The following is a 12885-nucleotide window of genomic DNA, read 5'->3' as shown; positions in this document are numbered from 1 at the left end:
GGCATGCATCGTGAGATACTCGGCGATGAGGCGCCGCATTGCGGCATCATCGTCAATGACAAGAACATGTTTCAACGGCACACCTCGCTTTGGGGGTTGCGCCCCGATCAGGGTTGCATTACCTGAATCTGCAAGCAAAAGGTATGTATTAGTGACGACATTACTTGAAATTGAACAACTGGTTCTCAAAACCCTCAACGCTCTAGTTGCCGAAAACGTAGAGGTGTCGATGACAACCAGAATGCGGGATCTCGGCCTCGACAGCCTCGACTATAACGAGCTTGCTACGGCGATCGAGAGCCGACTTGGCTGGTTTGTCGACGATTACAAGCTCTGGCAATACGAGTCCGTAAGGCATGTCGCCGACGCCGTCGCCAGTCAGGAGTTGCGCACCCCTGGCCTGGGCAGGACATGTTAAGCGGAACCACCAGCAGTGCGGCAAGTGCTGGAGTAGTGCTGTAGGCACAGGTTACGGTGAGGCCAGCTTGGGCGGCGGTAGCTATGGCCATTGCTCCGCTGTGGTTTCTATTCGTGACTGGTGTGTTTGAGAACTGTTGGGTCAGCCCGGTCCATGTCGCAGTGCCGATGCCCCCATTGGTGGCGTTGCCCGCAATTGCGATCGCTGCGCCCAGGGCACCAATGCTGACGGTCGTTGTCAGGCCACCCGTTGAATTGTTGTCAGAGGCAACAGTGCCCACCACACCATCCCAATTGGTGGTCGTATAGACCGACATGTAGTCACGGAACACGCTCTCACTATACGTGGTCACGATCGTTGCCGTCGTACCGGTTGGCACGAGGGCTGACCACACTGACAGATAGACCACACCAGAATTGAAGATGCTTTCCACCTGAGCGAGAAGGGTGGCAGCCACACCCCCAATCGTCATACTGTTGACGGTCACTGCACTTTCGGTGTCAGTGGTCTCAGTTGTCACGATGACACGACGATTAGCGTGTGGCGCGACAAGAAGCGGAATGCTGGTGTGGGTGTAAACGGTCGTGGCAGTCGAGTCTTCGTGAGTGCCATTGAAGACCAGATCTATCGGGAACATTTTCTCCCAGACGCCCGAGCTGCGCACATAGACCTGTCGAGCCTTGGTCCAGAGGCTTGAGATTTTCACCCAGACGGCGCTGGCCGCCCCCCAGACCCCGGAGGCTTTGACGTAAAGGGCCATTACGGCTGCACCCAGAAATCACCGTCCACGCCGCCAGAAGGGGCAGCGGCCGAGATCGTGACGCTGCGATTTGCCATCGTGCCGACGCCGAGAAGCGCCTTGGTCTGGGCAATGGACTGCGGTCGACGATAATTGTCCCCGGTGCCGTCACTCGACACGCGACCGACGAAGCTCGTCACAGCGTCGGCACCTGTGGCGTAGGTCGAGCGGTACAAACGCGTCGTGATAGCACCAGCACCATCGCGCTGAGGCGATGAACATGTATGGCGAGAGCAGAACGTTTGGGGCGGGGCGGGACGAAGAAGTTGCGGAGGGCTGACAAGGTCGAGACGAAGCGTTGCAGGCCTCCCGGCGATCGGACCCCTGCATCATCCGCTCCCGTTTTCGCGGCGGCACATGGGAATTCTCCGCTCCGTTGTTCAAACCCTTGTGCGACCGGTGCTTGACGTCCGGCATCACCTGTCGCTTTGCCGCTCCATACGAGCGCAGCTAGTCGGTGATCATGCGCTTCGGCGCGAGCCCCTGCTTCTTCAACAGCCGCGTCAGCAAGCGCTTGGCGGCCTTGGTGTTGCGGCGGTTTTGCACGATTTCGTCCAGCACATATCCATCCTGGTTGACGGCGCGCCACAACCAAAGCTTTTTGCCGGGCGATGGTGACGACCACTTCGTTCAGGTACCAGACATCATTCCGGCACGGCGGCTTGCGGCGCAAGCAGCGAGCGCAGTCCAGCCCGAACTTGATGCCCCACCGGCGACTTGTCTCATACGAAACCACGATGCCGCGTTCCAGCAGCATTTCCTCAACCAGGCGCAGGCTCAGCGGAAACCGGAAATAAAGCCAGACCGCGTGGGCGATAATAGGCGGCGGAAATCGGGGGGCGTATAGCTGACGGCGGGCGTATTCATGCCCCCCGGCGTCCATGTCGCAAGTCTTGACGATTGCTTTGTGTGTCAAGCCCGCCGCAGGTCTCAACGCGTTCATATGCAGACATTGTGAAAATCGCCCTATTCCGCCTTTTTTTACCGCCCCTTAAGTCCCCCGCTCGCATGCTTGTCGATGCATTGAACTCATAGCCATCGGCCAAGGATTTTGGAAAATATGTTTCCGCTCGCAGCAGAAAACGTGAGAGTCGCTGTAGGCCTAACGTCAAGGGGAGAGAGCGGTTTGATTGGACGAAATGGGCACCGGAGTACCGAAGTCATGAAGCCACGAGGTAATCTGGTCCGACTGAAGCAATTTCAGGTGAATGAGAAGCGGCGACAGTTGCACCAGCTAGACATCATGATTGCCGATTTCGAACGCATGGCGCGAGAACTGGACTTCCAGATAAACGCCGAGGAAACGAAGGCCGGCATCTCCGATGTCAATCATTTCGCTTATCCGACATTCGCCAAGGCCGCTCGCCTACGTCGTGACAACGTCAAGAATTCGCAATCGGACCTTCTGCGGCAGAGAACCGCAGCCGAGCCATGCCTCGCCGAGGCTGAAGCAGAGCTCTCCAAGGCGCAATTGCTAGAATCGCGCAGCGGCAGAGGCCACGACCTCGAACCCGGCAACCGAAGCGCCATGATCGGCTGAGCCGGACGGCTTCAGCGCGCCTCAATTCGCGACACCGACTGGCCGTTGGCGCGCGAGAGGCGTGCGGGCACTGTAAAGATATCAGCGTCTTGATGCAGCGATAGCTGGTCGGGACGGCTGTCATGCTGCGGCGACATACGCGATTTTGTCCAGATTTGCATAGCGGCGTTACGCAGGTATGGGGGAAAGTGGAATTGGTTGGCAATCGGATCATCGGTGGAGACGAACCGCTGCCGGCGGACCGGCGCCTGGCGGCAACGCCTGGCGCTTTCGGCGGCGGCGGTAACGGCAAAGCAGGCTGGCCGCGTCGAGGATGAAGCGGCCCCTGCGTGATGCCGTTCTGCTCACGGCCGGGAGACGGGGTCGGCCCCGCCGGCCGGATGCTGCTCGCTTGGCGCGGCACCGTAAAGTCAACCGACAGCTTATGAAGATGTCCGTACATTGGGCCATGTCAGAAGTTGCTCGTGGTCCGCTCTATGGTCGCCACCGCTTTCCCCCGAGATCATTGCGCACGCGGTATGGCTCTACTTTCGCTTTCCGCTCAGCCTGCGCATGGTTGAGGACATGCTGGCGGCCCGCGGCATCATCGTCACGCATCAGACCGTTCGAAGCTGCGCGGAGAAATTCGGACGGCATTTCGCCCAGGAGATCAATATCAGCCGGCTGCCTGGGCGACAAATGGCATCTCGACGAATGTGTCGTGGCTATCAGTGGCAAGAAGCAGTGGCTCTGGCGTGCCGTCGATCAGGACGGCTTCGTCCTCGAAGTGCTGGTACAAAGCCGCCGAAATGAAGGCGGCAAAGCGTCTGATGCGCAAGTTGCTGAAAGCTCAAGGGCGGACACCACGGATCATGATCACCGACAAGCTCCGATCCTATGATGCCGCCATGCGCGACCTCATGCCCGGCGTCGAACACCGGTCGCACACAGGCCTGAATTATCGAGCGGAAAATTCGCACCAGCCGGCCCGACGACGCGAAAGGATCATGAAACGCTTCAAGTCGGCACGCCAGCTTCAGCGGTTCGTTTCCATCCATGATCCGATTGCCGACCTGCTCCACTTTCCCTGCAATGCGCTGTCATCGGCTCAACATCGAGACCTGCGTAACGCCGCCATGCATTGTGTCGCCACAGCGTGACAGCCGTCCCGGCCAGCTATCGCTGCATCAAGCCGCTGAAACTTACAGTGCCGGGCGCGCTGCTACCTGAATTTCCTTACCGCTCAATCAATGTGACAGCACCGATTCTTCTCAACCGCGGCATGCCCTAAATCGTCACTTGCGTTCCGATCTCGACGACGCGTCCGGTCGGGATCTGGAAATATTCGGTCGCATCGGCGGCCGTGCGTGCCAGGCCGATGAACAGCTTGTCCTGCCACACCGGCATGCCCGAATTGGGCGAGGCTTTGAGCGAGCGCCTCGACAGGAAGAAGGATGTCGTCATGATGTCAAACTTCCAGCCTTGCTTGCGGCAGGTCGCCAGGGCGCGCGGAATGTTTGGCTGTTCCATGTAGCCGAAGGTCAGCGTCACCCGCATGAACAACTCGTTGACTGTCTCCATCTTGACCCGCTCGCTGTCGGGCACCAGCGGCTGCGGCGCGGTGACCACCGAAAGAATGACGTTCTGCTCGTGCAGCACCTTGTAGTGCTTCAGGCTGTGCATCAGCGCTGTCGGCGCGCTTTGCGGATCGCTGGTCAGGAACACGGCGGTGCCGGACACCAGCTGCGGCTTCTTCTTCAACAGATTGCCGGCGAGGAAATCGAGCGGGATTTCGTTGCGCCGGGTCTTGTCGAACAGATAGTGGCTGCCGCGCACCCAGGTCCACATCGCCAGAACGATGGTGAAGGCCACCGCAAGCGACGCCCAGCCGCCCTCGAACACCTTGACGATGTTGGAGGCAAAGAAGCCGATGTCGATGAACGCGAACACCGCCGTCATCGCCACCGCCACCCACAGGCGCCATTTCCAAATGCGCGTCATGACGACGAACAGCAGCACCGTCGTCACCAGCATGTTGCCGGTCACCGAGATGCCATAGGCGGAGGCCAGCTTGCTCGATTCGCCGAAACCGACGACCAGCAACATCACCGCCAACGCCAGCAACAGATTGACGCGCGGCATGTAGATCTGGCCCGACTGCCGTTCCGACGTGTGCAGGATTTCGAGGCGCGGCAGCATATTGAGCTGCACCGCCTGCCGGGTCAGCGAGAAGGCGCCGGAGATGACCGCCTGGCTAGCGATAACCGTCGCCGCGGTTGCCAATACCACCATCGGGATCAGCGTCCAGCCTTCGTTCATCTCGAAGAATGGATGGCCGACGACGCCGTTCTTGGCCAGCACGAAGGCGCCTTGCCCGGCATAATTGAGCAGCAGGCAGGGAAACACGATCGCCAGCCAGGCCAGCACGATCGGCTTGCGGCCGAAATGGCCGAGATCGGCATAGAGTGCTTCGGCGCCGGTGACGGCGAGGAAGATGGCGCCGATGGTCACGAAAGCGACGTCGGGCGAATTGATCAGGAAGGCGACGATGTAGTGCGGGCTCACCGCCCACAGGATTTCTGGATCGGCGATGATGTGGTTGAGACCGGAAAGGCCAATTGCCAGGAACCATACGGCGGTCACCGGGCCGAACACCAATCCCACCCCGCCGGTGCCAAAGCGCTGCACCGCGAACACCATGGCCAGGATGACCAGTGTCAGCGGCACCACATAGGGCTGGAAGGTCGGCGTGACGACGTTCATACCCTCGACCGCCGACAGCACCGAAATCGCGGGCGTGATGACCGCGTCGCCGAAAAACAGCGAGGCGCCGACGATGCCGATGCCCAGGATCACCGCCGACCGCTTGGGGAAACTGCCGCGCGCTAGCGCCATCAGCGACAGCACGCCGCCCTCGCCGCCGTTATCGGCGCGCAGCACGAACATGATGTACTTGATGGTGACGATGATAGTCAGCGACCAGATGATCAGCGACAGCACGCCGAGGATATCGCCGCGCTCGGCGACATTGCCGCCCGACGACGCCACCAGCGCCTCACGGAACGCGTAGATCGGGCTGGTGCCAATATCGCCATAGACAACGCCGAGCGCGCCTAGCATCAGCACCTTGGTGCTGTGCTGTTCGATTTCGGGATGGCTCGATTGTTCGACGGGTTCTGCCTCGCTACCAGCATTGGTAAGGGCCATGGACGACACTCCGATAAGGGGCGGCCCTCTACCTTTGCTGCACTGCAATATCAAGTGCCGCGACGTAATGGCTCCGTATGCGGACCGCATTTGTTGCCGCACCGGCGGATTGTCTCATACGAAACCACGATCCCGCTCCCGGGCCATTTCCTCGACGAGACACAGGCTCAAGGGGACCTGAAGGAGGGCCAGACCGGATGGGCGATGATCTGCGGCAGGAAACGATGGCGCTGCTTGTAGCTGACGGCATATCTTTCTCCTTTGTGTGTCTGCCAGACGAGCGGGCGGGCACGGAAGTGGTCGCGCTCTGGCTGCCAGACATACTCGTCCAACCTGATGAAAACCTGACTTGTACACCCAGCCCAAACAGGTGCGAGGGGTCGGTCTATTACCAAAGGCTCTGAGGGCTGATTCTCTAGGGTTCCCGCCCAGATTGATCCGTGACCCTTGTTGTGAACCGCGCCGGGTTGATCGGAGGCTCCAACTCCTGAGAAGGTGGAACCATGACAAGCAAGACGACCAACAAGTTCTCTCCCGAGGTCCGGGCCCGCGCGGTGCGGCTGGTTCTGGATCACGAACGCGAGCATACGTCGCGGTGGGCGGCGGTTTCATCGATCGCCGCCAAGATCGGCTGCACGGCGCAGACGCTGCATGAGGGGGTGGAGAAGGCCGAGCGCGACAGTGGCGTGCAAGTCGGTGTGCCTACGGATGTGGCGACGAAACTCAAGGCTCTGGAAACGAGAGCCGCGAGCTTCGCCAGGCCAACGAGATCCTTCGCAAGGCTTCCGCGTATTTTGCCCAGGCGAAGCTCGACCGCCGGTTCAGGCCACGATCGCGTTCATCGACGATCACCGCCAGGCGCATGGGGTCGAGCCGATCTGCAAGGTGCTGCCGATCGCCCCGTCGACCTACCACGACCATGTCGCCAAGCGCATCGACCCCTGCCGGCTCTCGGCTCGGGCAAGATGGGATACAGCCTCGAAGGATGAGGTCCGACAGTTTGAGGCGAACTTCCGCGTCTACGGCGTTCGCAAGGTCTGGCGGCGGTTGCGTCGCGAGGGCTTCGACGTCGCCCGCTGCACGGTTGCCCGCTTGATGAAGGCCATGGGCCTCGAAGGCATCGTCCGCCGATCCGCACTACGGTGAGCGACAAGGCCGCACCTTGCCCTCTCGACCACGTCAACCGCCAGTTCCACTGCTCCGCGCCGAACATGCTGCGGGTCTCCGACTTCACCTGCGTCGCGACCTGGACGGGCTTCGTCTATGTCGCCTTTGTCATCGACACCTATGCCCGTCGGATCGTCGGCTGGCGGGTGAGCCGGACGGCGCATGCAGCCTTCGTTCTCGATGCCCTGGAACAGGCTCTCCATGATCGGCGGCCCGTGCAGGGAGGCGGGCTCATCCATCACAGCGATAGAGGCAGCCAAGGCGGATTCAACCGGATCGTCGCAACACCGGCATCATACTGTCCCCCAAGGAGTTGGTCGAGGAGTTCGGCAGGTGTTTTCCAGCCGAGCGTTTTGCGCGGTCTTGTGTTGATAGCATGGGCGACTGCGTCCAGTTCCCGGGCTGTGTGCCGACTGAGATCCGTGCCCTTTGGAAAGTACTGTCTCAGCAAGCCGTTGGTGTTTTCGTTGGAGTCTCGCTGCCACGGGCTTGGGGATCGCAGAAGAAAATCTCGAGCCCGGTGTCGATGCGCAGGTCGGCTGCTGCGCCATTTCCGCTCCATGGTCCCAAGTCAGCGACTGACGCAGTTGCTCGGGAAGTTTGCCCATGGATCGGGCTATGGCTCTGCGGACTGCTTCAGCGCCGTGGCCGGCAAGTGGTGGACCGTTCTTGATGCGCATGCTCTGCTGATAGCCATGCATGCGCGGCAGGTGAAGCACGCATTGTGAAGCGTGAACTTCGTTCCACGAGCGTACCGATCGCCTAGCTTCCGAGGCCAAGGATGAGGTCGCCTTCCCAATGTCCGGGGACAGCCCGATCGGCAATTTCGGCCGGACGGTCGCTTATTATAAGGGCGTCTCCAACGAAGGACTTGTTGCGAACTCGGGCCCGTTCGCGCGGTACGCGCAACGCTCGGCCTGAACGCAGACATGCGGTAAGTCCTCGGCGCAATGCTCCGCGTCCTTGAATGTACAAGGACTGATAGATCGTCTCTTGGCTGATCCGCATGGTTTGATCCTCTGGGTAATCGATCTGAAGCCGATTTAGCGATCTGCTCAGGGCTCCAGGCTGCCGACCACCTCCGGCTCTGTCGTTTTTTCCATACCCACCTTGGGGCCCTCGAATGAGGCGCCATTGGGGTTGGTGACTTTGCCGGCCAAGCGCTCCTCAACATATTCACGCAGAGCCGGATTGACCGCCAGCTTGCCAGGAGGCCGCCGGGACTCACGATCGGCGTGCCATTGGGCGGCACTGGCCGGTAATCCAGATTGCCGCTGCGCGTCGCGGCATTGCGCCTGACCTCCCGCGAGATTGTGCTCGGCGGCCGACCTAGCTTACGAGCAATGGCCCGGATGCCGATTCCCTTGGCAAGCTCAAGCGCAATATCCTCGCGCTCCCGAAAGAAAGATATCGCCCCGAAGGCGGCTTCGCCCACGGCGCCAAATGCGTTGGCGGCATCCCTCCTGCACTCCGAAACCAGCGCGGACCAAGAGGCGTTGATGTACCGGCATCCAGTGCGGCCTCCTCGCTCGAATGTCCCAAGGCAATAGCTTGCCAGAACCGGAAGCGATTCTCACGCTGCCAGGCAGGCGGACGCCCGGGCGAATCCAGCTTCTTTCGAGTGCACCGATCTAAGCGCGTTGGTGAACCGTCATTGCAACCTCCAATCCCTTGGTGTTGCGACGACCGGTTGAATCCGCCCAACACGTCAGCATTCAATACACCGAGCGCTTGGCGGAGGCCGGCGTCGAACCCGCAGTGGGCAGTGTCGGCGACTCTTTCGGATAATGCTCTCGCGGAAACGATCAACGGTCTTTACAAGGCCGAGGTGATCCATCGACGCGGACCCTGGCGCTCATTCGAGGCCGTCGAGTTCGCCACGCTCGAATGGGTCGACTGCTTCAACAATCGCTGGCTGCTGGAGCCCATCGGCAACATCCCGCCGGCCGAAGCCGAGGAACGCTACTACGCCATGTTGGATGAACCAGCCATAGCCGCGTGACTCAAACGAAACGGCCTCCGGAATGCCCGGGGCAGTTCACATCGCATTTGATGCCAGCTTCATCGTATTTTCTTCGGCTTGGACGGGCACTTGGCAGACCCACAGAGCTGGGAACCCTTTGCCATACTACAACTGTAACATCATATCGGTTTAGCAGGTCAAGCTTCGGTGGTAACCTCATTGGGTAGAATAACTACTTTGGAGGCGAGCAATGGATCGCGATAACAAACGGGCACGTGCAGCTGCAAGATCATCTCAAGGCGTGGGGAGCAGTAGCCTCCGTGACGTTCCAGAGGGGCCATTGAGCGATGTTGCAGAACGGCTGGTAACCGCTAACCCGCGCGATACAGCGCGAAATCTTGGGGGCTTCAAAGGCCTCGGGACGCACGAGCGAACAGCCGTTCGGGGCACTCAACCCGGGCCAGAAACTGACCTCGCGAGATTTGAAAGGCGGACCAATCGGCTTGGACGATCAGCCATCAATCTGGCCGCGACATTAACAGCCGAATTGGGGTACAGCACGGATGACATAGCATTGCAGAAAGTCGGAGCGGCCAGTAATCTAGGCGATTACCTAACGCCAGGGCTGCAAGATGCTATTGTTAATCGCATTGGCAACATGGATCCGCCATCGCAAGCTCTCGGAGCTTATTACGTTGCGCCACACTTCAGTAAGTTTACTGACGAAAATAAATCTCGCATTCTTGATCAGGCCATTGGATTGGCTTCTTCTGATCCGGATGGCAATGTCAGAAACATGGCATCCAATGCTATTCTCAACATGTATCCCCAGTTAGACGCAAATCAACAGGCCCAAGCTCACTCAGTTTTTCCCGGCATGCAAGACATCTTGCCGCACATGCCGCCGCCGCAGCATGCAGCAGAGGAACGGAGTGCGAATCTGGACGGCCACATAGCAGGTATTGAGGCTGCAGTCCGTGATACAGTAGGCCCGCAAACCTCCTATGAACAGCTGCAGCGGGGTGCTCAAATCGGGCGGTCCATAAACCACGCCTTCAATCACGCCCGAGAGGACCTAATGGAGGCCACCAGAAGCAGAGATCGCTCCGGCCGTTGAGGTCTCGGCCATGGTACAGTGACGCTTTCTCTCCCGAAATCCGTTTACGGCCTTGCCGTTTCCAATTCGCTGGCCGTTGACGTACCTGCTTAGTGTAACTTTCAAAAACCACGTCTGCCGGGTGATGCGCTGCAAGCATCGCACCACCCACTGCGGCATCGATCTGTCGAGCGGCGACATCGCGCGACGCCGGTTCGGTCTCTGAAGCACGCGCAGCATTAGCTACGGCTAATCCGGCAATGGAACAATGCTTTCAACAAAAACGACGCCCCCCAACATAGCCATTAGCATCGCGTGCTCACTCGCCGTGGGCTTCTGTGCGGCAAGTCTTTACGCAACCTTCCGCCACGGCGGCAGCGGCGAGGCTCTGATGGCGTTTGATGTCCGTGCCTTTTGGTTTGAGACGCCCTTCTATTTGGGTTTCGCAACCCCCGTTTTCTATCGGGGCGCGGCTATCGTGCTCTCGACGTCCGCGGTCGTCTTGCTGATTCAGCAGATCGTATTGCGCCGCAAGCTCGAACACCACGGGACGGCTCGTTGGGCTCGAGTGGATGAAATGCGACGCACGGGATATCTGCGACGATACCGTGGCGTGACAGGGCCGGTGTTTGGGAAGACAAGTGGCCCTTTCTGGCCTGGCTACTACCTGACCAATGGCGAGCAGCCTCACAGCCTCATCGTTGCACCGACCCGCGCTGGCAAGGGCGTCGGCATAGTCATTCCAACGCTACTTACATTCAAAGGCTCGGTGATAGCTCTGGACGTCAAGGGGGAGCTCTTTGAGCTCACCTCGAGGGCGCGCAAAGCCGCAGGTGACGACGTGTTTAAATTCGCGCCGCTGGATTCGGAGCGGCGCACAAACTGCTACAATCCGCTGTTGGATCTTATAGCGTTGCCTCCACAGCAGCAATTCACCGAAGCCCGCCGCTTGGCCGCAAACCTGATTACGGCCAAGGGGGAGGGCGCGGAAGGTTTCGTCAGCGGCGCGCGAGATATCTTTGTCGCGGGAATCCTTGCCTGCATCGAGCGGGGCACGCCAACAATCGGCGCCGTCTATGACCTCTTCGCCCAGCCGGGGGAGAAGTTTAAGCTCTTCGCGCGACTCGCCATGGAGACCCAGAACAAAGAGGCACAACGCATCTTCGACGACATGGCGGGGAACGATACGAAAATCCTAACCTCCTACACTTCCGTGCTCGGCGATGGCGGGCTCAACCTGTGGGCGGATCCCGCTGTAAAGGCGGCCACAAGTCGCTCGGACTTTTCGGTCTATGATCTTCGCCGTCGCAGAACGTGCATCTATCTTTGCGTTGGTCCGAACGACCTTGAGGTGATCGCGCCTTTGATACGTTTGTTTTTTCAGCAAATCGTTTCAATTCTGCAGCGGTCGCTGGCCCGTCGGGATGAAAAGCACGAGGTTCTCTTCCTGCTCGACGAGTTCAAGCACTTGGGTAAGCTGGAGGCGATCGAGACCGCAATCACGACTATCGCGGGCTACAAGGGGCGTTTCATGCTCATCATCCAAAGCCTTTCGGCACTGACGGGGGCTTATGGAGAGGCTGGCAAGCAGAATTTTCTCAGCAATACCGGACTGCAAGTGTTCATGGCCACGGCTGATGACGAGACTCCGAACTACATTTCCAAGGCCATCGGTGAATACACGTTTGAAGCCAAATCGATTTCCCACAGCCAGGCGCGAACGTTCGACTGGACCATTCAGAATTCACATCAAGGTGCACCGCTATTGCGTCCCGAACAGGTTCGGCTGCTCGATGACGACTACGAGATTGTTCTTATCAAAGGTCTGCCACCATTAAGATTGAGGAAGGTGCGTTATTTCTCGGATCGCATTCTGAAACGCATCTTTGAAAGCCAGACAGGCGCCCTCCCGGAGCCGGCGCCCTTGACGGGAGCAGAGGAGGCGCTCTCCGCCGAATCTCAACTCGATGACCCGCTGTGTGAATTGGCGCAGGACTTTGACGATACAGTTTGATGTGAGGCTGGTGTGGACCCCGCGAAAGAATCCATCGCGTGTAACAGCTTTGTCGCAGGTGCAGGACGCCGGCTTGGAAGAGGGGCAAGCGGGCCAAGCCCGGCGAGTGGGCTTTGAGCAGCACGTGTCCGAGGCGCTCCGGCCGCTGTTCGATGGTCGAGCTGACGAGCCGCCAACCAATCCAGAGGAGCTTCTGCGACTGGAACAGGGGGTTTCGCGAGGTGCTTCAGCGAGGGCAGGATCATCAAGCCGCCTCATCTTTTTTCAGCAACCCAGGGATGCCCGATGGACGGGATGACCTCAACAGAAGCGTGTCGGAGGCTTTCGCAAGCTCTGGGACGCCGGAGTTCGGGCCGCCGCCCCCAGTCTTGGCTGCCAGCCAACAGCAGATCCGCCCTTCGCAGGATGAGCTTGACCAGGGCAACCACCTGCCACCCGAGTGAGTCGTCCCAACAATGAACATTCACCAGCGCTGTTGTGGCCAGCGGAGACGCAGGGCCCTGAATACGCCGCAAGCCGTCGCCATTCAGCAGCAGCTGAGCGAAATCGGCAATTCAGGCGGCCGCGTGCATATGCAGAGAGGGGCTGATGCGATCTCCGGACCGGTAGCTCTCGCCGTAATTGATCAGGCTGGTACTGTTGGAAGGCTTGATCAGCCTCGTCACCCCAATCTCCAGCATAGCTCACTGTCACGCGGCCAAC

Annotated in this window: 6 protein-coding genes, 7 pseudogenes and 1 other annotated feature; of the genes and pseudogenes, 8 read left to right on the top strand and 5 right to left on the bottom strand. The window is 59.6% G+C overall.

Annotated elements, in window-relative coordinates; translation table 11 throughout:
* Positions 1-75: pseudogene (locus NKI95_RS33290) on the bottom strand (DNA-binding response regulator); the annotation flags it as partial.
* Between NKI95_RS33290 and NKI95_RS33285 the strand changes: the two are divergent.
* A complete protein-coding gene (locus tag NKI95_RS33285) occupies positions 56-418 on the top strand; it encodes an acyl carrier protein (protein ID WP_280938698.1) in 363 nt (120 codons plus the stop codon). The pseudogene NKI95_RS33290 and the gene NKI95_RS33285 overlap by 20 nt on opposite strands.
* Before the next feature lie 759 nt (positions 419-1177).
* Here NKI95_RS33285 and NKI95_RS33280 read toward each other — a convergent pair.
* Together NKI95_RS33280 and NKI95_RS33275 are read right to left on the bottom strand one after the other, a co-directional pair.
* Positions 1178-1357, bottom strand: a complete 180-nt coding sequence (locus tag NKI95_RS33280; protein WP_031194388.1) for a hypothetical protein — start codon at positions 1355-1357, stop codon at positions 1178-1180.
* Positions 1354-2084 (bottom strand): annotated as a pseudogene (locus NKI95_RS33275) (IS6 family transposase). Before NKI95_RS33275 ends, NKI95_RS33280 begins: the two are co-directional and overlap by 4 nt.
* Positions 2085-2379: 295 nt before the next feature.
* Between NKI95_RS33275 and NKI95_RS33270 the strand changes: the two are divergent.
* The 3 genes and pseudogenes from NKI95_RS33270 (at position 2380) to NKI95_RS33260 (ending at position 3896) form a co-directional block, all read left to right on the top strand.
* On the top strand, positions 2380-2757 hold the full coding sequence (locus tag NKI95_RS33270) for a hypothetical protein (protein WP_023785264.1): 378 nt from the start codon (positions 2380-2382) through the stop codon (positions 2755-2757).
* A gap of 234 nt (positions 2758-2991) precedes the next feature.
* Positions 2992-3155, top strand: a pseudogene (locus NKI95_RS33265) (DUF1403 family protein); the annotation flags it as partial.
* Between the two features lie 50 nt (positions 3156-3205).
* Positions 3206-3896, top strand: a pseudogene (locus NKI95_RS33260) (IS6 family transposase).
* 127 nt (positions 3897-4023) lie between these two features.
* On the opposite strand, the gene NKI95_RS33255 reads toward NKI95_RS33260, so the two are convergent.
* Complete coding sequence (locus tag NKI95_RS33255) at positions 4024-5943, bottom strand: potassium transporter Kup (RefSeq protein ID WP_352722068.1); 1920 nt, start codon at positions 5941-5943, stop codon at positions 4024-4026.
* 503 nt (positions 5944-6446) lie between these two features.
* Here NKI95_RS33255 and NKI95_RS33250 point away from each other — a divergent pair.
* Positions 6447-7370 (top strand): annotated as a pseudogene (locus NKI95_RS33250) (IS3 family transposase); the annotation flags it as partial.
* Positions 6730-6846: a sequence feature (AL1L pseudoknot), on the top strand. It overlaps the preceding pseudogene by 117 nt.
* On the opposite strand, the pseudogene NKI95_RS34595 reads toward NKI95_RS33250, so the two are convergent.
* Positions 7349-8778, bottom strand: a pseudogene (locus NKI95_RS34595) (IS30 family transposase). The pseudogenes NKI95_RS33250 and NKI95_RS34595 sit on opposite strands and share 22 nt — an antisense overlap.
* 30 nt (positions 8779-8808) lie before the next feature.
* On the opposite strand from NKI95_RS34595, the pseudogene NKI95_RS33235 reads away from it, so the two are divergent.
* The 3 genes and pseudogenes from NKI95_RS33235 to virD4 all read left to right on the top strand — a co-directional run.
* Positions 8809-9112: pseudogene (locus NKI95_RS33235) on the top strand (integrase core domain-containing protein); the annotation flags it as partial.
* A 301-nt stretch (positions 9113-9413) separates the two neighbouring features.
* A complete protein-coding gene (locus tag NKI95_RS33230) occupies positions 9414-10190 on the top strand; it encodes a hypothetical protein (protein WP_352515483.1) in 777 nt (258 codons plus the stop codon).
* Positions 10191-10437: 247 nt separating this feature from the next.
* Positions 10438-12183, top strand: coding sequence for a type IV secretion system ATPase VirD4 (gene virD4, locus NKI95_RS33225; protein ID WP_352621496.1), 1746 nt, complete (start codon positions 10438-10440; stop codon positions 12181-12183).
* Positions 12184-12885 lie beyond the last annotated feature (702 nt).

The sequence above is a fragment of the Mesorhizobium sp. M0306 genome (assembly GCF_040321655.1).
Classification (GTDB): domain Bacteria; phylum Pseudomonadota; class Alphaproteobacteria; order Rhizobiales; family Rhizobiaceae; genus Mesorhizobium.
Note: the sequence above shows the minus strand (reverse complement) of the source record. Positions and strands in the feature narration are given on the sequence as shown.

Coding starts and splice junctions, on each gene's coding strand:
- NKI95_RS33255 (WP_352722068.1), bottom strand. CDS start 5,943: ATGGCCCTTACCAATGCTGGTAGCGAGGCAGAACCCGTCGAACAATCG.
- virD4 (WP_352621496.1), top strand. CDS start 10,438: ATGCTTTCAACAAAAACGACGCCCCCCAACATAGCCATTAGCATCGCG.
- NKI95_RS33285 (WP_280938698.1), top strand. CDS start 56: ATGACAAGAACATGTTTCAACGGCACACCTCGCTTTGGGGGTTGCGCC.
- NKI95_RS33270 (WP_023785264.1), top strand. CDS start 2,380: ATGAAGCCACGAGGTAATCTGGTCCGACTGAAGCAATTTCAGGTGAAT.